At 68.0% G+C, this 18,874-nt stretch carries 18 protein-coding genes; 12 read left to right on the forward strand and 6 right to left on the reverse strand.

Annotated elements, in window-relative coordinates:
* Positions 1 to 91 precede the first annotated feature (91 nt).
* From NUV79_RS16310 to NUV79_RS16325, 4 genes are read left to right on the forward strand one after another with little or no spacing between them, the layout of a single operon-like run.
* Positions 92 to 1,153, forward strand: coding sequence for an ABC transporter substrate-binding protein (locus tag NUV79_RS16310; protein WP_257734149.1), 1,062 nt, complete (start codon positions 92 to 94; stop codon positions 1,151 to 1,153).
* Positions 1,150 to 2,289 (forward strand): ABC transporter ATP-binding protein, encoded by a 1,140-nt coding sequence (locus tag NUV79_RS16315; protein WP_257734150.1) that lies wholly within the window; start codon positions 1,150 to 1,152, stop codon positions 2,287 to 2,289. The genes NUV79_RS16310 and NUV79_RS16315 overlap by 4 nt, the downstream gene beginning before the upstream one ends.
* Entirely contained in the window at positions 2,286 to 3,200 is a 915-nt protein-coding gene (locus NUV79_RS16320) for an ABC transporter permease (RefSeq protein ID WP_257734151.1), read from the forward strand. Before NUV79_RS16315 ends, NUV79_RS16320 begins: the two co-directional genes overlap by 4 nt.
* 1 nt (position 3,201) lies before the next feature.
* Complete coding sequence (locus NUV79_RS16325) at positions 3,202 to 4,017, forward strand: ABC transporter permease (RefSeq protein ID WP_257734152.1); 816 nt, start codon at positions 3,202 to 3,204, stop codon at positions 4,015 to 4,017.
* Positions 4,018 to 4,089: 72 nt separating this feature from the next.
* On the opposite strand, the gene NUV79_RS16330 is transcribed toward NUV79_RS16325, so the two are convergent.
* From NUV79_RS16330 to NUV79_RS16345, 4 genes are all read right to left on the reverse strand, one after another.
* The gene (locus NUV79_RS16330; RefSeq protein ID WP_257734153.1) at positions 4,090 to 5,784 is read right to left on the reverse strand and encodes a flotillin family protein; all 1,695 of its coding nucleotides are present in this window, start codon (positions 5,782 to 5,784) and stop codon (positions 4,090 to 4,092) included.
* Between the two features lie 3 nt (positions 5,785 to 5,787).
* Complete coding sequence (locus NUV79_RS16335) at positions 5,788 to 6,438, reverse strand: YqiJ family protein (protein WP_257734154.1); 651 nt, start codon at positions 6,436 to 6,438, stop codon at positions 5,788 to 5,790.
* Positions 6,438 to 7,526, reverse strand: coding sequence for a PspA/IM30 family protein (locus NUV79_RS16340; protein WP_257734155.1), 1,089 nt, complete (start codon positions 7,524 to 7,526; stop codon positions 6,438 to 6,440). Before NUV79_RS16340 ends, NUV79_RS16335 begins: the two co-directional genes overlap by 1 nt.
* 113 nt (positions 7,527 to 7,639) lie before the next feature.
* Positions 7,640 to 8,251, reverse strand: coding sequence for a TetR/AcrR family transcriptional regulator (locus NUV79_RS16345; RefSeq protein WP_257734287.1), 612 nt, complete (start codon positions 8,249 to 8,251; stop codon positions 7,640 to 7,642).
* A gap of 123 nt (positions 8,252 to 8,374) precedes the next feature.
* On the opposite strand from NUV79_RS16345, the gene NUV79_RS16350 reads away from it, so the two are divergent.
* The 8 genes from NUV79_RS16350 (at position 8,375) to NUV79_RS16385 (ending at position 18,062) form a co-directional block, all read left to right on the forward strand.
* Positions 8,375 to 9,070: a PspA/IM30 family protein gene (locus NUV79_RS16350; protein ID WP_257734156.1), complete on the forward strand. Its 696-nt coding sequence runs from the start codon at positions 8,375 to 8,377 to the stop codon at positions 9,068 to 9,070.
* 36 nt (positions 9,071 to 9,106) lie between these two features.
* Positions 9,107 to 9,385, forward strand: coding sequence for a YiaA/YiaB family inner membrane protein (locus NUV79_RS16355; RefSeq protein ID WP_257734157.1), 279 nt, complete (start codon positions 9,107 to 9,109; stop codon positions 9,383 to 9,385).
* 107 nt (positions 9,386 to 9,492) lie between these two features.
* Entirely contained in the window at positions 9,493 to 12,900 is a 3,408-nt protein-coding gene (locus tag NUV79_RS16360) for an acyl-[ACP]--phospholipid O-acyltransferase (protein ID WP_257734158.1), read from the forward strand.
* Positions 12,900 to 13,862: a hypothetical protein gene (locus NUV79_RS16365; RefSeq protein WP_257734159.1), complete on the forward strand. Its 963-nt coding sequence runs from the start codon at positions 12,900 to 12,902 to the stop codon at positions 13,860 to 13,862. Before NUV79_RS16360 ends, NUV79_RS16365 begins: the two co-directional genes overlap by 1 nt.
* On the forward strand, positions 13,859 to 14,740 hold the full coding sequence (locus tag NUV79_RS16370) for a ThiF family adenylyltransferase (RefSeq protein ID WP_257734160.1): 882 nt from the start codon (positions 13,859 to 13,861) through the stop codon (positions 14,738 to 14,740). The genes NUV79_RS16365 and NUV79_RS16370 overlap by 4 nt, the downstream gene beginning before the upstream one ends.
* Positions 14,737 to 15,957, forward strand: a complete 1,221-nt coding sequence (locus NUV79_RS16375; RefSeq protein ID WP_257734161.1) for a hypothetical protein — start codon at positions 14,737 to 14,739, stop codon at positions 15,955 to 15,957. Before NUV79_RS16370 ends, NUV79_RS16375 begins: the two co-directional genes overlap by 4 nt.
* A complete protein-coding gene (locus NUV79_RS16380; protein WP_257734162.1) occupies positions 15,954 to 17,069 on the forward strand; it encodes a GNAT family N-acetyltransferase in 1,116 nt (371 codons plus the stop codon). Before NUV79_RS16375 ends, NUV79_RS16380 begins: the two co-directional genes overlap by 4 nt.
* A 3-nt stretch (positions 17,070 to 17,072) precedes the next feature.
* Positions 17,073 to 18,062, forward strand: a complete 990-nt coding sequence (locus NUV79_RS16385; RefSeq protein ID WP_257734163.1) for a nitroreductase family protein — start codon at positions 17,073 to 17,075, stop codon at positions 18,060 to 18,062.
* Positions 18,063 to 18,071: 9 nt separating this feature from the next.
* Here NUV79_RS16385 and NUV79_RS16390 read toward each other — a convergent pair whose 3' ends face one another.
* Entirely contained in the window at positions 18,072 to 18,386 is a 315-nt protein-coding gene (locus tag NUV79_RS16390; protein ID WP_257734164.1) for a hypothetical protein, read from the reverse strand.
* Positions 18,387 to 18,410: 24 nt separating this feature from the next.
* A complete protein-coding gene (locus NUV79_RS16395; RefSeq protein ID WP_257734165.1) occupies positions 18,411 to 18,827 on the reverse strand; it encodes a hypothetical protein in 417 nt (138 codons plus the stop codon).
* Positions 18,828 to 18,874: the final 47 nt, after the last annotated feature.

An 18,874-nucleotide genomic window follows, 5' to 3' on the forward strand; every position in this document is an offset into this window, starting at 1 on the left:
CCTGCATGAGGCGAGATGTGCGGACGCCGCTGGCCGGCCAACCGCGCGCTCATCTTTGGGGAACGCATCTTTCAAACGGGAGAACAGACACATGCCGCGCCAGCCGATCACGCCGACGAGAACGGCCCTTGCCCTCGTCATGGGCCTGGGCCTGTTGAGCGCTGCGCCCGCCTGGGCGCAGGAACTGACCGTCGTCTCCTTCGGCGGCTCCTATCAGGAAGGCCAGAGCAAGGCGCTCTTCCAGCCAGCCGCGAAGGCCTTGGGCATCAAGATCAAGGAGGAGACCTATACCAGCATCGCGGATCTGCGCCTCAAGGTGAAGGCCGGCGCCGTGACTTGGGACGTGGTCGCCAGCGGCTCCGGCAGCGCCGCCCGCGCCGGCGCCGAGGGCATCCTCGAGAAGCTCGACTACAAGGTCATCGATACCTCGAACTTCCTGCCCGGCACGGCGCAGGACTATTGCGTTGGCGGCGACGTGTTCTCGACCGTGCTCGCCTGGAACACCAAGACCTATGGCCAGAACGGCCCGCAGAGCTGGGCCGATTTCTGGGACGTCAAGAAGTTCCCCGGCAAGCGCTCCTACCGCAAGGGCGTGGCCGGCGCGCTGGAGCCGGCGCTGATGGCCGACGGCGTTCCCGCCGACAAGGTCTACGAGGTGCTGTCGCAGCCCGGCGGCATCGAGCGCGCGATCAAGAAGATCCGCGAACTGAAGCCGCATATCGCGGTCTGGTGGAGCTCGGGCGCGCAGCATGCCCAGCTGATGAAGGACGGCGAGGTCGACATGATCACCGGCTGGAATGGCCGCTTCGACGTCGCCGCCAAGGACGGCGCCAAGGTCGCCTATACCTTCAACCAGGGCCTGCTCGACTATGATTGCTTCGCGATCGCCAAGGGCGCGCCGAACAAGGATCTGGCGATGAAGTTCCTCGCCGAGATCAGCAAGCCGCAATACCAGGCCGAGTTCACGAAATACATCACCTACGGCCCGACCAACAAGAAGGCCTATGAGGGCGGTGCGATCGATGCAGCCTTCGCCAAGACCCTGCCGTCCCATCCCGACAACGCCGCCAGGCAATTGCCGGTCGACCTCGCCTGGTACATCAAGTTCGAAGCCCAGGCTTCCTCCGCCTACCAGAACATGCTGACCGAATGAGGCAGGCCGGCGATCACGAGCGGTCGCACGCTGCGGCCGCTTCCGCCTCGGGTTCCGCGACGGCCCTGCCCATCGCGGTCCGGCGGCTGAGCAAGGCCTATGGCGCGGTGCCCGTGCTGGACGAGATCGATCTCGACGTCCGGCCGGGTGAGTTCCTGACCCTGCTCGGCCCCTCCGGCTCGGGCAAGACGACGCTCCTGATGGCGATCGCCGGCTTCCTGCGGCCCGACAAGGGCTCGATCCGCTTCGGCGAGCGCGAGGTCGTCCGCCTCGCGCCGCATAAGCGCGAGATCGGCATGGTCTTCCAGAACTACGCGCTGTTCCCGCACATGGACGTCGCGCGCAATGTCGGCTTTCCCTTGCGGTTGCGCCGCGTGCCGGCGGCCGAGGTGGCCCGGCGCGTCGAGTCGGCGCTGGAGATGTTCCAGCTCGGCGGTTTCGGTGCCCGCCGCATCGACCAGCTCTCCGGCGGCCAGCGTCAGCGCGTCGCGCTCGCACGCGCCATCGTCTTCGAGCCGCGCATCATCCTGATGGACGAGCCGCTCTCGGCGCTCGACAAGCAATTGCGCGAGCGCATGCAGATCGAGTTGCGCCAGCTCCACGAGCGTCTGGGCACCACCACCGTCTATGTCACGCATGACCAGCGCGAGGCGCTGACCATGTCGGACCGCGTCGCGATTCTCGATCGCGGCCGCATCGCCCGGATCGATACGCCGCGCGCGATCTATGACGATCCCCGCAGCCGTTTCGTCGCCGAGTTCATCGGTGAATCCTCCTTCCTCGATGTCGCGGTGGCTGCCGGCGTCGCCCGCGCCGCCGGCGCGACCATCCGCGCCGAGAACCTGCCGACGCAGCAGGGCCGCTGTACGATGGTGCTGCGGCCGGAGCGCCTGCATCTGCTGGGGCCGGGCGAAGGCGAGGGCATGAACTGCTTCGACGGCCGCATCACCGGCGCGGTCTATCAGGGCGATACGCTGCTCCTTCAGGCTGTCCTGAACGGCGGCAGCCCGGTCGCGCTGCGCCTGACGACACGCGGTGGCGAGGGCCCGCCGCGCGCGCCGGGCACGCCTGTCCGCATCGGCATCGCGGTCTCCGATACCGTGCTGCTGCCCGACGAGACCAAGGACGAGCCGTGACGGCCGCGAGCGCCTTCGATGCCGCCGGCCCGGCCGGCGACGACCATGCCTCGGGCCTGCGGCGCGATCAGTGGCGCGAGCGCATGGGGCTGGCGAGCCTCGCGGCGCCGGCGCTTCTGCTCGTCACCGTCACCATGCTCGTGCCGGTCGGCTGGCTCTTCGGCCTGTCCTTCCTCGACGACAATGGCGCGCTGAGCCTCGAACACTATCGGCGCATGCTGGCCGAGCCCTCCTATGGCCGGACCTTCCGCACCACCTTCGAGATCAGCTTCGTCACCACGTTGATCTGCATCCTGCTCGGCTATCCCCTGGCCTATTTCCTGTCGCAACTGCCGCGACGCGCCGCCAATCTCTGCATGATCGCGGTGCTCTTGCCGTTCTGGACCTCGCTGCTGGTACGCACCTATGCCTGGCTCGTGCTGCTCCAGCGCAGCGGGCTCATCAACACCTGGGGCATGAAGCTCGGCCTGTGGAGCGAGCCCTTGCAGCTCGTGCACAACATGGGCGGCACGCTGATCGGCATGGTCCATATCATGCTGCCCTTCATGGTGCTGCCGCTCTACGGCACGATGCGCGCGATCGACCGCAACCTGCTGCGCGCCGCCGCCAGCCTCGGCTCGACGCCGGTCCACGGCTTCTGGACCGTTTTCTTCCCGCTCTCGCTGCCCGGGCTCGCGGCCGGGGCCGCGCTCGTCTTCGTGCTCTGCCTCGGCTTCTACGTGACGCCCGCCATGCTCGGCGGCGGCAAGGTCACCATGGTCTCGAACCGCATCGCCAACGATATCGAGCTGTTCTTCAACTGGGGCGCGGCCAGCGCGCTCGGCGTCGTGCTGCTGGTGATCACGCTGGTCGTGCTGGTGTTGGCGGCGCGGCTGTCGCGCGGCGCCGGCCTGTTTGGGGCAGGGCACTGAGATGAGCTGGCTCGATCGCCCCGCCAGCGACACGCAGATCAGCCACGGCGCGCGGCTCTGGCTCTATGCGGTCGGCGCGCTGGTGCTCGCCTTCCTGGCGATCCCGACGCTGATCGTCATCCCGATGTCCTTCTCCCAGTCGCAATACCTGGAATTCCCGCCGCGGGAATGGTCGCTGCGCTGGTACGAGGCCTACTTCGCCTCGTCGAGCTGGATGGCGGCGACCGCGACCTCGTTCAAGGCGGGCTTCTGCACGGCGCTGCTGGCGACGCCGATGGGCACGCTCGCGGCCTATGGCCTGCATGCCGCGCGTCTGCGCTTCGCGGGGCTCGCGATCCTCGCCCTGCTGACGCCGACGATCGTGCCGGTCATCCTCGTCGGCATCGCGCTGTTCTACGCCTATGTGCAGCTCAAGATGGTGAACTCGTTCGTCGGCATCGTGCTGGCGCATACGATGCTGGCCGTTCCGATCGTCATGATGATCGTCGGTTCGGCCCTGAAGAGCTTCGATCTCGACCAGGAGCGGGTGGCGCGCAGCCTCGGCGCGACGCGGACCCAGGCCTTCCTACAGGTGACGGCGCCGCAGATCGGCTTCGCCCTCGTCACCTCGGCGATCCTGTCCTTCCTGACCTCCTTCGACGAGGTCGTGATCGCGCTCTTCGTCTCCGGCGGCGATAACGCGACGCTGACGCGGATGATGTTCCTGGCGCTGCGCGACCAGATCGACCCGACCATCGCCGCGATCTCGACGATCATGATCGTGATTACGTCGCTGCTGCTGGCGGTGTCGCAGCTCTTCGGCAAGAGCGAGAACTGAGGAAGCGCGATCACAAAAAAACGCCGACCGTGGGGCGGCCGGCGTCGTGAAATGAACCGTTGGAAGCCAGGCTTATTTCTTCGGCTCGGCAGACGGAGCCGGCTTTGCCTGCGTCCCGGCCGCCCCGCCCACTGAGGCAGCAAGCAGCGCCTGCGTCGGGTCGGTGCCCTTGAAGCCGGCCTGTTGCAGGATTTCGTCGAGGATCGGCTTCTGCGCGGTGAAGCTGAGCAGCTGGCTCGACAGATCGTTGACCGCGCTCGGCTGGTCGCCGCCGGCGCCGCCATTCATGGCACCCGCAAGGTTGCCGGCGCTGAAGATGCGGATATCCGAGATCTTCTCGATCGGCTTCATCGCCTGGGCGAGTGCCGCCGGCACGATATCGACGCGGGCCTTGTTCAGCTCGAACTCGATGATCGCCGGCGAGAGCGCGTTGCGGGCCTCGTTCTTGGCCCGCTCGGCGCGTGCCTGCGCCTCGCCGAGCTCGATCACACCGGCCGCGCGGATCTTGGCGGCGGCGGCCTCGGCCTCCGCCTCGATCTTGGTCGCAGCGGCGAGGTTCTCCGCTGCTTGGCGCTCGGCCTCGGCCTTGACGGTGAGGGCTGTCGCTTCCTGCTCGGCGCTGCGGCGCGCATCGATCACGGCGATGCGCTTGGCACGCTCGGCGATCTCGACCTCGCGGGCGGTGGTGACCTGCTCCTCGGCGGTGATGGCGGAAGCCTTCGCCTCGTCTGCGCGGGCACGCGCAGCCTGCTCCTCCTCGGTCTTCTGGGCGACGGCGATCGCGGCCTCGATGCGCGCGGTCTCGGTGATCTTGCGGGCTTCGGCCTCACGCTCGGCGATGCCGCGCTCGGCGGCGATGCGGGCGGATTCACGGGCCTGCCGCGTTTCGGCATCGCGCTCGGCAATGCCGCGCTCGGCTTCGAGCCGCGCCGTCTCCTCGTTGAGACGGGCGAGCTGCTCGGCCTTGGCCGCTTCCGCGCGGGTCTCGGCGGTCTTGTTGGCGATGTCGCGCTCCTGGCTGAGCTCGGCGTCGCGTTGCTCGCGCTCGATCGTCAGGCGCCGCAGCGAGGCTTCGCGGTCCTTGGTCGCGATCTCGACCTCGTTGTCGCGCACGATCTGGTTGCGCTCGCGTTTGCGCTCCTCGGTGATCTTGGTGAGGGCCGTCAGGCCTTCGGCGTCGAAGGTGTTGTTCGGGTTGAAATGCTTGATGTCGGTCTGGTCGAGCCGCGTCAGCGAGACCGATTCCAGCTCCAGGCCGTTGGATTGCAGGTCATGCGCGACGGCCGCCTGCACCGATTTCACGAACTCGGCGCGCTGCTCCTGCAGGTCGCGTAGCGACATGGTGGCGGCGACCGAGCGCAGGCCGTCGACGAACTTGGCTTCTACCAGCGCCTTCAGTGCATCGGCATCGTTGGTCCGGTCGCCGAGCGTCTGCGCCGCGAGCGCGATGTTCTCGGCATCCGGCTTCACGCGGACATAGAACTCGGCGGTGATGTCCGCCCGCATCCGGTCCTTGGTGATGAGGGACTCGTTCTCGGCGCGCTTGACTTCAAGACGCAGCGTGCTGAGCGAGACCCAGGAATAGGAGTGGAAGATCGGCAGGATGACCGAGCCGCCGTCGAGCACCACCTTCTTGCCGCCCAGTCCGGTGCGGACATAGGCCTTGTCGCGCGTCGCCCGCGTGTAAAGCGACGTCATGATGATGCCGATCACCACGATGGCGACGAGAATGCTGGCGGCGATGATGCCGAGCGTGAAGAAATCCATGTCTCAGACCCCCGTTGAGGCGCTGCTTGCGACGCTGTCCGGCGCGGGAATGGCCTCGAACAGGCCGTCCGCTCCATCGACGATCAGCACCAGCGTGCCCGTTGCCATCAGATGTCCCGGCGCCGCCCTGGCACGCAGGATGTGAACGTTGTCGTAGCGGTCCTTGACGCGGATCGCGCCGGGATGCCCCTGGTCGAGCGGGCCGATCGTGACGGTGCCGATCAGGCCGATGAAATCGGACTGGCTCAGCGCATTGGTCTCGTCGCGCGGGATGACCCGGGCAATGCCCCGGCTCGCCCAGCGCGTCGCGGGCACGGCCGCCAGAGCGGCAGCCGGCACGGCGATCAAGAGCGGCAGCGGCCCCAGCATTCGCGCCGCGAGGCTCTGCAGCGCGAAGCCGAAGATCGCGAAGGCCGTGAGCAGGATCACCGCCAGCACGAGAATCGGGACGCCGCCGGCATTGAGCCAGGACATCCAGCCGCCGAGCAGGCCGGGCTCGTGGTCGCCCGGTCCGTGATGGCCGAGTCCGTCATCGAGCAGGCCGGAGGCCGAGGCGCCGATCAGGACCGAAACCAGCTCGATCAGGCCGAGCCCGGCCACGACCATCAGCGCCACCCAGAAGGGCGCAGTGCCCGGCTGGATGATGTCGCCCATCAGCGCTGGCCTTCCCGGAAGGCCTTGAGCCGGGCCTCGATCGCATCCTCGCGCTGGAGCCGTCCGAGCTCCTCGACCTCGGACGCGCCCGCCATGGGCTTGGCCGGGACACCGGTGACGCGCTCGACGGCGGAAAGCGCCGCGGCAAGCCGCTGGTCGTTGCGCTGCGAGGGCGTGGCGGGATCGCTGGCGGCGACCGCGCGTTCGGCGCGCCTGGCATCGTCGAGGCGCTTCATCGCATCGGCGCGGGCCGAGGCGATGCTGCGCAGGGTGGCTTCGGCCTCGGCGATCTCGCCGGCATTCTCCGCGACCGCCTTGGCGAGCGCGGCACGCTGCGCCTCCAGGTCGATCTGGACGCCGGTCGCGGCGCGGGCGAGGTCCTCGCGGCCCTTTTCCAGCCCCGTCTTGATCTTCTGGTCGAGGTCGCGGATTTCCTCGTCGAGATCGGCCGCCTTCGCCTTGAGGCGATGGCCGGCGGCGACGGCGACGCCGAGCGCGGCGCGGGCCTCCTCGGCGATCTTCTCGATCTCGCGCACGGCCTGCTGGGCGACGGCGGTGGTGTTGGCGCCTTCGGCCGCATCGACTGCATTGTTGACGACGCCGGCGATCACGCGACCGAGGCGGGCAAGGATTCCTTCGTTGGACATCGTGCTCTCCTTGTGTGTGTGAATTCCGGCCTGGACAGCGACGAGGACGCTGATCGTCGATCCCTGGAAGGACAGACGCGCCTCGGCAAAATCGTTCCAGCCACCGCGATAGCCATCCACCGAATAGGGGACGACGATGCGCCCGTTGATGGTGGCGATGCTGATGCTGTCCGGGCCCTTGATGGCGAAAAGCTTGGAATCGAGGGGTATCTCGACAGCCGGCTGGTCCGGGTTCTGCCGGCTATGGTCGCGCAGCGCCAAGGTCGCCATGCGCGAGGGCAGGCCGGTCTGCGCCCGGATCTCCTCATAGGCCTCCTCGTGCAGCGCGACGAGATTGGCGCCCGTCGTGCCGCCGAGGATCGCCATGGCCTGCCGATAGGCGGCGAGGGTGGCGTTCAGCGCCTCGCGATCCTCGTCGCTGGGCGCCAGCAGAAGCGCCATCGTTGTCTGAGGCTTCTTGATCATGAAATTTATATAAAGCACTTCATTGGTGCTTTCAAGGGTGCGCCTGGCCCAGGGCCCATGAAAGTTAACGTGCTGTCTCTATCGGAGCTTCAATTCGCGGCGGCGAGGCCGCGGCAGGCCAGGCGCACCAGCCCTTCGATCTGGCGGTCAAGCTCGCGGCGGGGCACGGCGATCAGCTTTTCCTCCAGCCCGATCGCGATGACACCATGGACCGCCGAGAACAGCGTCCGGCCGAGCAGGTTCCTGTCCTCCTCGCTGCGATCCGGCACCAGCAGGACAAGCGGCTGGAGGATGTGCCGGAACATCGTCATCTGCTCGGTGACCGCCCAGTCGGGTACGGTCGAGCCCTCGGCCATCCGGTGCTCGAACAGCACGCGCCAGAGCTGAAGGTTGTCGCGGGCGAAGGCGCAATAGGCGAGGGCGACTGCGACGAGCGCCTCGCTAGCCTCATCCTGTGACGAGGCGGGCGGAGACGCTGCACTTAGCGTCGCGTCGAGCCGGGCGAGCGTGCGCGAGCCGACGCGCAGGACGAGCTCGTCCATATCCGCGACGAGATTGTAGATCGCGCCGAGCGAGCAACCGATCTCCTGGGCGAGCTCGCGCGCCTTCAGGCCCGCGAGGCCCTTCTCGGCGATGGCCCGTTCCGCCGCTTCGATCAATTGCTCGCGCTGCCGGTCCCGTCGCGCCGCCGTGGTGGTCATCTCTTCGCTCTCGCCGTGGTCGTTTTTCATACCCTTGAACATCGTTCAATATTTGTATTGAACGATGTTCAAGGATGCGCTACCAATCAATTTATGAACGATGTTCATAGCAGGGGAAAGCCAATGCTCAAGATGTTTCTCACCTTCGTCCGCGGCGACGCCGCCATTGCCGGGGAACGCTTCGTCGATCGCAACGCGCTCCTGATCCTCGACCAGCAGATGCGGGACGCTGCCGCCGCCTTCGAACGCGCCAAGAAGGCACTGGCTATTGCGATCGCGCAGGACCGGCAGGAGGCCGAGCGCCTCGCGGCCGGCAATGCCCGCATCGCCGATCTTGAAAGCCGTGTCGCCGCGGCGCTGGCGGCCAGCAATGACGGTCTCGCCCGCGAAGGCGCCGAGGCGATCGCCGCGCTGGAGGCCGACCGTAATGCTGCCGCGAGCGCGCAGGCGCTCTTCGCGGCAGAGATCCTCCGCCTGCGCCGGCATGTCGCCCAGGCTCAGGCCCGGATCGCCGAGCTCGATCGTGGCCGGCGCCTTGCCCGTGCCTCGGAAGCCGTGCGCCAGATGCGGCAGGGCCGGATCGAGCCCGGCCCGGCGCATGAGGCGACGCTGGCCGAGGCCGAGCAGACGCTGAAGCGGCTGCGCGAGCGTCAGGTCGAGGCGGAAGCCGCAGAGACGGCACTCGACGAACTCGATGGCGCGGCAGCGGCCTCCGTAACCGAAAAGCTTGCCGCCAAGGGCTTCGGCCCCCGATTGCGGACTACTGCCGAGGACGTGCTGGAGCGGCTGCGCAGCCGTACGGCCGCTCCAGCCAACTGATCGCAACAATCGCATTTCAAACGGGAGATCGCCGTCATGAACCAGAACGTTCAGCCCCATAGTGGCGCCTGGGTCAGCTTCACCTACGCCTCGTTCCTCGCCGCCGCCGCGATGGTCGGCTCCGGCATCCTGTTCCTGCCGCTCGACTGGTGGGCCAAGGGCTATCTCGCCATGGGCTGCGTCATGCTCGTCCAGTCCTGCATCACCATGACCAAGACCGTGCGCGACATGCACGAGGCCGCGAAGCTTGTGAACCGCATCGAGGATGCCCGCACCGAGCGTCTGCTGATGGATGCCGGCAAGCCGGTGCTTTGAGGCACGGCCGGTAAGTCCCGCTTAACCGCAAGATCGCATCGCCCGCCGGCGGCAAGGATTGCTTGGCAAGGCGATGCGAACCTCCCTCGAACCGTTGCGAGCGCATGATGTTCGACACCTTGATGCTGAAGAGGCGCTTCGCGCCGCTGTTCTGGGCGCAGTTCTTCTCCGCCTTCAACGATAATTTCCTCAAGAACGCGCTGGTCTTCATCATCCTCTACCGGCTTGCGGGTTCGCATGGCGAAGCGCTGGTGACCTTGGCGGGCGGGCTCTTCATCGCGCCGTTCTTCCTGCTCTCCGGCATCGGCGGCCAGATGGCCGACCGCTTCGACAAGGCGATGATGGCGCAGCGTCTGAAGCTCGCCGAGATCGGCGCGGCCGGCGTCGCGGCGCTCGGTTTCACGCTCCATTCCGTGCCGATGCTCTTCGTCGCGCTCTTCCTGTTCGGCGTCATCGCCGCCCTGTTCGGGCCGATCAAATACGGCATCCTGCCGGATCACCTGAAACGCGAGGAATTGCCGGCCGGCAACGCGCTGATCGAGGGCGCGACCTTCATCGCGATCCTGCTCGGCACCATCGCCGGCGGCCTGACGGCGCGCGAGGGCGGCGACGCTGCCCAGCTCAGCCTGCTCATCATGGTCTTCGCGCTCGCCTGCTGGTTCGCGACCCTGTTCATTCCGAAGACCGGGCCAGCCGCGCCCGATCTCGCGATCGACCGCAACATCCTGCGCTCGACCCGCGACCTCCTGAAAGATCTCTGGGCCGATGCACGCTTGTGGCGCACCGGCGTCATGGTCTCGCTCTTCTGGCTGATCGGCGCCGTGGTGATGGCACTGCTGCCGGCGCTGGTGAAGAACGGCATGGGCGGCACGGAGATGGTCGTCTCGGCCTATCTCGCCACCTTCGCGATAGCGATCGCCATCGGTTCCGGCATCGGTTCCTTCCTGGCGAGCGGGCGCATCGTGCTCCTGCCCGTGCCGGTCGCCGGCATCGTAATGGGCCTGTTCGCGCTCGATCTCGGCTGGGCCGTTTCCGGCATTATCGCGCATCAGCCGGCGCAGGATCTCGATGCCTTCTTCGGTAATACGTCGGCATGGCGCGTCGGCATCGACCTCGCCGGCCTCGCCATCGCCGGCGGCATCTTCATCGTGCCCTCCTTCGCCGCGACCCAGGCCTGGGCGCCGGCCGAGAAGCGCGCCCGCATCGTCGCCGCCGTCAACGTGCTCTCGGCCGCCTTCATGGTCGCCGGTGCCGCGGTCGTCGCCCTGCTGCAGGCGGCGGGCCTGACGCTGAGCCATCTCTTCCTGCTGATCGGCATCCTGACCATTGCAGCCTCCGTCTGGATCTTCCGGACGCTGCCGACCAACCCGCTCAGCGATTTCCTCTCGATCCTGTTCCGCGCCTTTTACCGCGTCGAGGTCACCGGCCGCGAGAACATTGCCAAGGCCGGCGACAACGCCATCATCGCGCTGAACCATGTCTCTTTCCTCGACGCGGCGCTGGCGCTCTCGATCCTCGACAAGGAGCCGGTCTTCGCCATCGACCACGGCATCGCCCAGCGCTGGTGGGTAAAGCCTTTCCTGAAGCTGACGCGGGCCATGCCGCTCGATCCCTCGCGCCCTCTGGCGACGCGCTCGCTGATCAATGCGGTCAAGAACGGTGAGAGCCTGGTGATCTTCCCGGAAGGGCGCCTCACCGTCACCGGCAGCCTGATGAAGGTCTATGACGGCGTCGGCATGATCGCCGAGAAATCCGGCGTGCCGATCGTGCCCGTCCGCATCGAGGGACTGGAAGCGACGATCTTCTCGCCCCTGACCCGCGAGCAGGTTCGCCGCCGCTGGTTCCCCAAGGTGCGCGTCACCGTGCTCGATCCCGTCACGTTGACCGTGCCCGACGCGCTCAAGGGCAAGCCGCGCCGCCAGGCGGCGGGCGCTGCGCTCTACCAGATCATGTCGGACCTGATCTTCAAGACCACCGATATCGATCGCAGCGTCTTCGAGGCGGTGGCCGAAGCCGCGAAGCTCAACGGCAAGGGCCGCGTCGCGGTCGAGGATCCGATCACCGGCACGCTCACCTACAAGCGCCTGCTGATCGGCGCCGAGGTGCTCGGCCGCAAGCTCATGCCGCTGGCGGCCAGGGGCGAGGCAATCGGCGTGATGCTGCCCAATGCCAATGGCGCGGCGGTGACGCTGCTCGGCCTGATGTCGGCGGCGCGCGTACCGGCGATGATCAATTTCACGGCCGGCGCCGGCAATATCGCCGCCGCCTGCAAGGGAGCGCAGGTCCGCACGATCGTGACCTCGCGCGCCTTCGTCGAGAAGGGCAGGATGGGGCCGCTGATCGAGGCGCTCTCGGCCGAGGTGAAGATCGTCTACCTTGAGGATGTCCGTGCCACCGTCTCGACCGCCGACAAGCTCTGGGCGCTCTGGCGCTATGGCGAGGCGATCGAGCCCGCAAAGGGTTCGGACCGCGCCGCGATCCTGTTCACCTCGGGTTCGGAAGGCGCGCCCAAGGGCGTCGTGCTCAGCAACAGCAACATGCTGGCCAATGCGGCGCAGGCTGCGGCGCGCATCGATTTCGGCCGGCGCGACAAGGTCTTCAACGTCTTACCGGTCTTCCACTCCTTCGGTCTGACGGCCGGGCTCATCCTGCCGCTGGTCTCGGGCGTGCCGGTCTATCTCTATCCCTCGCCGCTGCACTACCGAATGGTGCCGGAGCTGGTCTACGGCTCGAACGCGACGATCCTGTTCGGCACCGACACCTTCCTCACCGGCTATGCCCGCGCCGCACACCCTTACGACCTACGCTCGCTGCGCTATATCGTGGCCGGCGCCGAGCCGGTGAAGGACACGACGCGGCGGACCTATGCGGAGAAGTTCGGCCTGCGCATCCTAGAAGGCTATGGCGTCACCGAGACCGCGCCGGTGCTGGCGCTGAACACGCCGATGTTCAACCGCTTCGGCACGGTCGGCCGGATCATGCCGGGCATGGAGGCCAGGCTCGAGCCGATGCCGGGCGTCGAGGAAGGCGGCCGCCTGCATGTGCGCGGTCCCAACATCATGCTGGGCTATCTGAAGTCCGAGAATCCCGGCGTGCTCGAACCGCCGCCCGAAGGCTGGCACGATACCGGTGACATCGTCGCGATCGACAAGGACGGCTTCGTCACCATCAAGGGCCGGGCCAAGCGCTTCGCCAAGATCGCCGGCGAGATGGTCTCGCTCGCCGCGGTCGAGGCGCTCGCCGCCGAATGCTGGCCGGGCGTTCTCTCCGGCGTCGCGAGCCTCCCCGATGCCCGCAAGGGCGAGCGGCTGGTGCTGGTGACCCAGCAGAGAGACGCGACGCGCGCCGCCTTCCAGGCCTTCGCCAAGAGTAGGGGCGCGGCGGACCTGATGATCCCCGCCGAGGTCGTGGTGGTGCCGGCCGTGCCGGTGCTCGGCTCCGGCAAGCTCGACTTCGCCGGCATCGCTCGGCTGGTCAAGGAGCGGGCAGTCGCGCCCGCCCCGGTGGTGGCCTGATGCTCGGCTTCTGGCTGAAGGCGCTGACCCGGCCGACGCTCGACCTGACGCTGGCGACGGCGCCGGGCCAGCAGACCCGCATCATCGAGCGGCCCGGTACCGTGCTCGATGATGCGGAGCTGGCCGCGCTGGTCGAGCAGTTGCGGACGGTCGCGGGGCGGACGCTGGCGCAGGGCGCGCTGACCTATGGCGTCTTCTCCGGCGAGCGCGAGCGTCTCAGCCAGAGCATCATCACCTTGATCAGCGAGACGGCGACCGGCCGGCCGATCGCCTTCAACGCACTGGCCCAGATGCCGCTCACGCTCGCTGGCGAGCCCGAGCAAGTCACGCATCTCGGCCTCGTCATGGTCGATCCCGAGGTGCGCGGCCGCGGCCTCTCCTGGGTGCTCTACGGCCTGACCGTGCTCGTGCTCTTCGTCCGTGGCGGCCTACGCCCGCGCTGGATTTCGAACGTGACGCAGGTGCCGGGCGTGGTCGGCATGGTCTGCGAGACCTTTTCCGAGGTGTATCCCTCGCCCGATCCCGGCAGCCGCCAGAGCTTCGCGCATCTGACGCTCGCGCGGCAGATCATGCGCGATCACCGCCATGTCTTCGGCGTCGGCCCCGAAGCCGGCTTCGACGAGACGAATTCGATCATCACGGACGCCTATACCGGCGGCTCGGACGACCTGAAGAAGAGCTTCGAGCAGGCAACGCATCACCGCGAGGAGCGCTACAACGCCTTCTGCCGCGACAAGCTCGATTACGCGCGCGGCGACGACGTGCTCCAGCTTGGCCGCATGGACCTCGCGGCGGCGCGGCGCTACCTGCTCGGCCAGGTGCCGCGCGCCTCGCTGCCGGGGCTGATCGGTGCCTCGGCCTTCCTGCTGGTGCAGCGCCTGCTCTTGCCGCTGGTGCACTGGCTCGACGACACCCGCCGTTTCGGTACGCTGCGTCCGCGCCCATCGAGGTCGAAACCATGATCCCCGGCTTCAGCTACGACCTCTTCGCCACCCGCAATATCGGCTTCGTCTCCGAGGCCGAGCAGGCGAAATTGCGGGTGGCGACGATTTTCGTCTGCGGCGTGGGCGGCATGGGCGGGGCGGCTTTCATGGCGCTGGTCCGGGCCGGGATCGGCCGTTTCGTCATCGCCGATATCGACGTCTTCGAGATCTCGAACCTGAACCGGCAGGTCTTCGCCCATGCCGGCACGATCGGCCGGCCGAAGGCGGAAGCGGCGGCCGAGGCCGCGCGCGCGATCAATCCCGAAATCGAGATCGAGGTGCTCGGCGCCGAATGGGTCGAGCGGCTGCCTGAGATCGCAGGGCGATGCAAGGTGATCGTCAACGGCATGGACGACATCGCCGCGGGCTTGCATCTCTACCGTACGGCGAAGACAGCGGGCGCGGCCGTGATCGACGCCTATATGGCGCCGTTGCCCTCGGTGATCGTGGTGCGCCCCGATGATCCCCGCCCGGAGGAGCGGCTGGGCTTCCCGACTATCGGCAAGGATTGGCGGACGCTGTCCGAGGACGACAAGCGTGCCGCCATGCTCTGCGAGGTCACGCATGTCATGCTGCATTCGCGCTCGCGTCACCATGTCGATCTCGCCATCGCCGGCGAGGTCGCGGCCGGGCGGCGCAGCCGCATGTCCTTCGCGCCGATGGTGATCACCACCGGCATGATGATGGCCTATGAGGCGATCGCGCTCACGCTGGACCGGCGCACCGGCATCGATTGCCGCGGCTGGTTCTTCAACCCCTACCGGCCGGCAGTTGAGCGGCCCTGGCCGACACCGGTCGCGGCGCTGCTCAAGCCCTTCGTGGCGCGGGCGCTGGCCAAGATGGTGGCGGGTCCATGACCGGCGGCTTCGCCAATCCGGGCCTGGTGGCGGATTCGATCGTCGATCTCTGCGGCGCGCTCGGGCTCGCCGTCGCCATGGTGACCTTGCGCCGTCGCGACCCGCGCGGCGCGTTGGCTCGGCGCTTCCTCGTCGCGATGGGATTGGTCGCCGCGCTCTTCACGCTGCGGGCATTGGGCTGGTGGAGCGGCAGCGTGTTGCTCGGCCGGCTGGCGCTGGCCTGCGCCGCCCTGTTCCCGCTCGGCGCCCTGATCGTGACCGAGGGCATGCTGCGCCGGCACGCGCCACGCCCGGGCAAGATCGCGGTGCTTGCCGGTTCGCTCCTGCTCGTCCTCGCCAGCCTCATCGGCCTCGACGACCCCGGAGCAGTCTACGATCTGGCGCTCGCCGGTTTCCAGCTCCTGACCCTCGCCTTCTGCGGCATGCTGCTGTTCCGCCGCGACCAGGCCTCGCTGACGGCGTCCGAGAATACGAGCGTCTGGCGGCTCGGGCTCTGCGCCTTCCTGATCCTGCCCTTCGCGCTCAGCGATTTCCGCGAATTGCTGCCGGGCATACCGGTCAGGCTCGGCGGTGTCGGCGCCTTGCTCTTGGTCTCGATCCTGCTGGTTGCGGGCGGCGCCGCGCCGGCCCGGCGACAACGGGCAGCGATGTTGAGCCTGCGCGTCGCCGGAGCGCTGTTGCTTGGCTTCGCGGCCGCGCTTGTCACGCCCGATGCCGGCTTCGCCCATATCGCGCGGCTCTGCGCCGTGGCTCTGGCCGGCGTGCTGGCCATCGCGCTGGCGGTCGATGCGCTGTCGAGTTCCTTCGACGCAGAGGCGCCCGGCGTGCTCGACTCGCTCGCCCGGTCGAAGGCCGGTACGCGCGAGGCCTTGATCGCTCAGATCGCGGCCCATCCGCTCTTCACAAGCGCCCGCCGGCTAGACGAGACCGCACTCGCTGAGTACGATCCAGCCATCCTGCGACCGGCCTTGCACAGCATCGGTGTGCTCCATGCCTCCGGCCGCGGCTGGCCCTGGCCGCCGACCGACCCGGCAGCCGAACGCCTGGCCGCGCTGATGGCCTCCCATGCCGCGAGCCACCTGCTCGTGCTGGGCGAGGCGCCGCTCGACCTGCTTCTGGTGACCGTGCCGGTGGTCTCGGCCGATCCTGCGACCGAGACGGCGTTGGCGCTGGTGCGCCGCCTGCTCGCGACGGCACCGAGCGAGGCACGCGCATGATCGAGATCCGCGGCAACGACCGCAAGGCCGCCTTCGCCGTCACGGCAAACGCCTATCCGGCCGGCAGCCCCTACGTTCCGCCGATGTGGTCCGATTTCGACCGCATGCTCGATCCCGCCAGAAACCCGCTGGTGACGCAGGGCCATGGCCGCTTCGAACTGTTCACGGCGTTGCGCGACGGCCGGCCGCTCGGCCGTATCGTCGCGGCGATCCACGACGCCTCCAATGCCCGGCACGGCACGATGCGTGCGCAGTTCGGCTATTTCGACTGCGCGGATGATCCCGAGATCGCCGCCGCCCTGCTCGGCGCGGTGGAGGCATGGGCGCGCGAGCGCGGCATGACGGAACTCGTCGGCAACTTCAATCTCACCGCGATGCAGCAGGCCGGTGTCGTCACCGGTGGTTTCGGGAACGCGCCCTTCACCGACATGCTCTGGAGCCCGCCGCATATCGCGCGCCTGCTCGAAGCGAACGGCTATGCCCCGGCCTTCCCGATGACGACCTTCCGGATCGACCTCGCGGATATCGATCCGCTTGGGCTGCTCGGGCCGAAGCAGCAGGAGATCCTCGCCGATCCCGATTATCGCTGGATGCCGATCGACCGCCGCCATTTCGCCGAACGGTTGGAGGATTCCCGGCTGATCCTCAATGACGGCTTTGACGCCAACCCGATGTTCGTAGCCCCGACCGCCGAGGAGTACCGTTTCCAGGCCGGCGACATGATGTGGGTCATCGACAAGCGCATCTCGACCGTCGTCCACCACAAGGGCGAGCCGGTCGGCGCGATCATCGCCATCCCCGACCTCAACCCGCTGGTGAAGGCGGTGGGCGGCCGCATGGGCCTGAGCTTCCCGTTCCGCTTCCTGCGGCATCGTTGGACGAACCGGCGCGCGGTCATCGTCTATCAGTCGGTCAGTCGCGCCTTCCACAATCGCGGCCTGAACGGCGCGATGCTGTTCAAGGTGGCGAGCGCGCTCAAGGCCGCCGGCTATACCGAGCTCGGCGGCACCTGGATCGCCGACGTCAACGGGCCGAGCCTGCGGCAGGCCGAGAAGGCCGGTGCGAAACCGCTGCATCGTTTGCATCTCTTCGCCAAGCCCCTGCGAGGTTGAACGATGCTCGATAGCGATCTTTTCCGGACGTTGATTGCCGAGGCGAGCCTCGCGCCGAGCGTCCATAATATCCAACCGACACGCTGGCGCCTGCTCGCGGCGGATGCGGTGCTGTTGCTGGAGGATGAGCGGCGGCGTGTGCCGGTGGCGGACCCGAGCGGACACGACGTCAGGCTCTCGCATGGCGCGGCGCTGGAAGGGCTGTCGCTGGCTTGCGGCCGGCATGGGCTCAGGATCGTGCGCGTGGAGATGGATGAGCGGCCGGGTGACGCCTCGGGGCTGCGCGTCATCGCCCGGCTGACACTCGCTGCGGGAGGGCCAATCGATCCGCTTGCGGCGGCCGTCGCCAGTCGCCATAGCTGGCGTGGCCGGTTCCAGCCCATCGACGCGCTTCTGCAGGATGCCCTTGGCAAGCTCGCGACTGCGCCGGACCTGCTCCTTGTCCCGCCCGGTCCAGCCGTTGCCGATATCGCCGAGCTGGCAGATCGCGCCGGCTTCCATTTCCTCAGCGCGGACGCGCATCGCCGCGAGCTGTTTGCCTGGATGCGGCTCTCACGCAGCGATCCGCGCTATGATCGCGATGGCCTCAATGCCCAAGCGATGGGCTTCGGGCCTATCGAAGCCACGGGCGTGTCACTCGTGTTGGGGCCGCTCTTTCCATGGTTGCGGCGCATCGGCCTCGTGGAGCCGCTCTCGCGGGAGCGTAGCAAAGCCACACATGGCGCGATGGCGCTGTTTCATCGGCCCGAGGGCGAGGACCCGCTCGAGACAGGCCGCGCCTTCTATCGCGCCTGGCTCGCGATCGTGGCGCAAGGGCTCGGCGCCTGCCCGGTCTCGGTGCTCGCCGACTGGCCGGTCAGCAGCGCCGCTCTCGTCGCGCGTCATCCGCTGCCAGCCGGGCGCAGGCTCGTTAATGTCTTCCGGCTCGGCCGTGTTCCACCCGGCGCCGGACCGGCGCGCGCACGCCTGCCTCTCGCAGAGCTGATCGTCTGACGGGTGGTCTCAGTCGCGCTTGCGACGCGAGCGAAAGCGATCGAGCAGGCTGAGGCACCACAGGGCGAAGCGCGCCATCGGCCTTTGCAGGATCGGCATGTCGGCGGCGAGCAGCAGCAGGCCGAGCGGCAGCATCCAGGCGCCGAGCAGCGGTAGGAACGAGAAGATCCCGCCCGCGATCAGGGCGATGCCGGCGGGAACGCGGACAAGCCGGGACTCGGGATGGCGCAGCCAGCGCAAGCCCGCGGCCAGCCGGGGAGGTAGTTCGCGCTCGATGCGCTTGAAGGCGCGGCGCAGTTCCTGCCTGGAGGATAGCGGCTCCATGGTCCGGTATTCGTTGTCGTAGGGTTAGCGGACGACGAAACCTTGCCGGCGCCCTTTGGACGTGCGGCAGGAGCAATCGTCTCCGAGTGCGGCCGGCTGGGCCAGGGCGCATTGCCGTGCCGGCGTCCGGCAATGGCGTCCAAGGGCGCTCGTGCGCTCCGCCCTGCGGTAGAGCCTGCTCGATGACGGGCTCGGTTCGTAGAAGCGCGGACTGGGGGCGCCGGCCCCGACCGGCGGTCCGGCTCCCGGAATGCCTCCCTGGCTCGAACGCAGCCGGATATCCGGCATATTGTCCGTGATCGACGGCGGACCCAGCCCCTGCCGCGGGCCGCCCGGATAGAGCGGGGCATTGCCGGGTGTCGCGTCGAACTGGGCGTTGGCCGGCAGCGAAACCAGCACGGCCAGCAGGGCCACCGTTGCTGCGATGAGATTGCGCATCATGCCGTGCCTGACCTCCTGCTGTTACGAACTTACGGGCGCCCGGACGG

The sequence above is a fragment of the Allobosea sp. 47.2.35 genome, assembly GCF_024655635.1.
GTDB lineage: Bacteria > Pseudomonadota > Alphaproteobacteria > Rhizobiales > Beijerinckiaceae > Allobosea.

Coding starts and splice junctions, on each gene's coding strand:
- NUV79_RS16310 (WP_257734149.1), top strand. CDS start 92: ATGCCGCGCCAGCCGATCACGCCGACGAGAACGGCCCTTGCCCTCGTC.
- NUV79_RS16315 (WP_257734150.1), top strand. CDS start 1,150: ATGAGGCAGGCCGGCGATCACGAGCGGTCGCACGCTGCGGCCGCTTCC.
- NUV79_RS16325 (WP_257734152.1), top strand. CDS start 3,202: ATGAGCTGGCTCGATCGCCCCGCCAGCGACACGCAGATCAGCCACGGC.
- NUV79_RS16330 (WP_257734153.1), bottom strand. CDS start 5,784: ATGGATTTCTTCACGCTCGGCATCATCGCCGCCAGCATTCTCGTCGCC.
- NUV79_RS16335 (WP_257734154.1), bottom strand. CDS start 6,438: ATGGGCGACATCATCCAGCCGGGCACTGCGCCCTTCTGGGTGGCGCTG.
- NUV79_RS16340 (WP_257734155.1), bottom strand. CDS start 7,526: ATGGCGCTTCTGCTGGCGCCCAGCGACGAGGATCGCGAGGCGCTGAAC.
- NUV79_RS16345 (WP_257734287.1), bottom strand. CDS start 8,251: ATGACCACCACGGCGGCGCGACGGGACCGGCAGCGCGAGCAATTGATC.
- NUV79_RS16350 (WP_257734156.1), top strand. CDS start 8,375: ATGCTCAAGATGTTTCTCACCTTCGTCCGCGGCGACGCCGCCATTGCC.
- NUV79_RS16355 (WP_257734157.1), top strand. CDS start 9,107: ATGAACCAGAACGTTCAGCCCCATAGTGGCGCCTGGGTCAGCTTCACC.
- NUV79_RS16360 (WP_257734158.1), top strand. CDS start 9,493: ATGTTCGACACCTTGATGCTGAAGAGGCGCTTCGCGCCGCTGTTCTGG.
- NUV79_RS16365 (WP_257734159.1), top strand. CDS start 12,900: ATGCTCGGCTTCTGGCTGAAGGCGCTGACCCGGCCGACGCTCGACCTG.
- NUV79_RS16370 (WP_257734160.1), top strand. CDS start 13,859: ATGATCCCCGGCTTCAGCTACGACCTCTTCGCCACCCGCAATATCGGC.
- NUV79_RS16375 (WP_257734161.1), top strand. CDS start 14,737: ATGACCGGCGGCTTCGCCAATCCGGGCCTGGTGGCGGATTCGATCGTC.
- NUV79_RS16380 (WP_257734162.1), top strand. CDS start 15,954: ATGATCGAGATCCGCGGCAACGACCGCAAGGCCGCCTTCGCCGTCACG.
- NUV79_RS16385 (WP_257734163.1), top strand. CDS start 17,073: ATGCTCGATAGCGATCTTTTCCGGACGTTGATTGCCGAGGCGAGCCTC.
- NUV79_RS16390 (WP_257734164.1), bottom strand. CDS start 18,386: ATGGAGCCGCTATCCTCCAGGCAGGAACTGCGCCGCGCCTTCAAGCGC.
- NUV79_RS16395 (WP_257734165.1), bottom strand. CDS start 18,827: ATGATGCGCAATCTCATCGCAGCAACGGTGGCCCTGCTGGCCGTGCTG.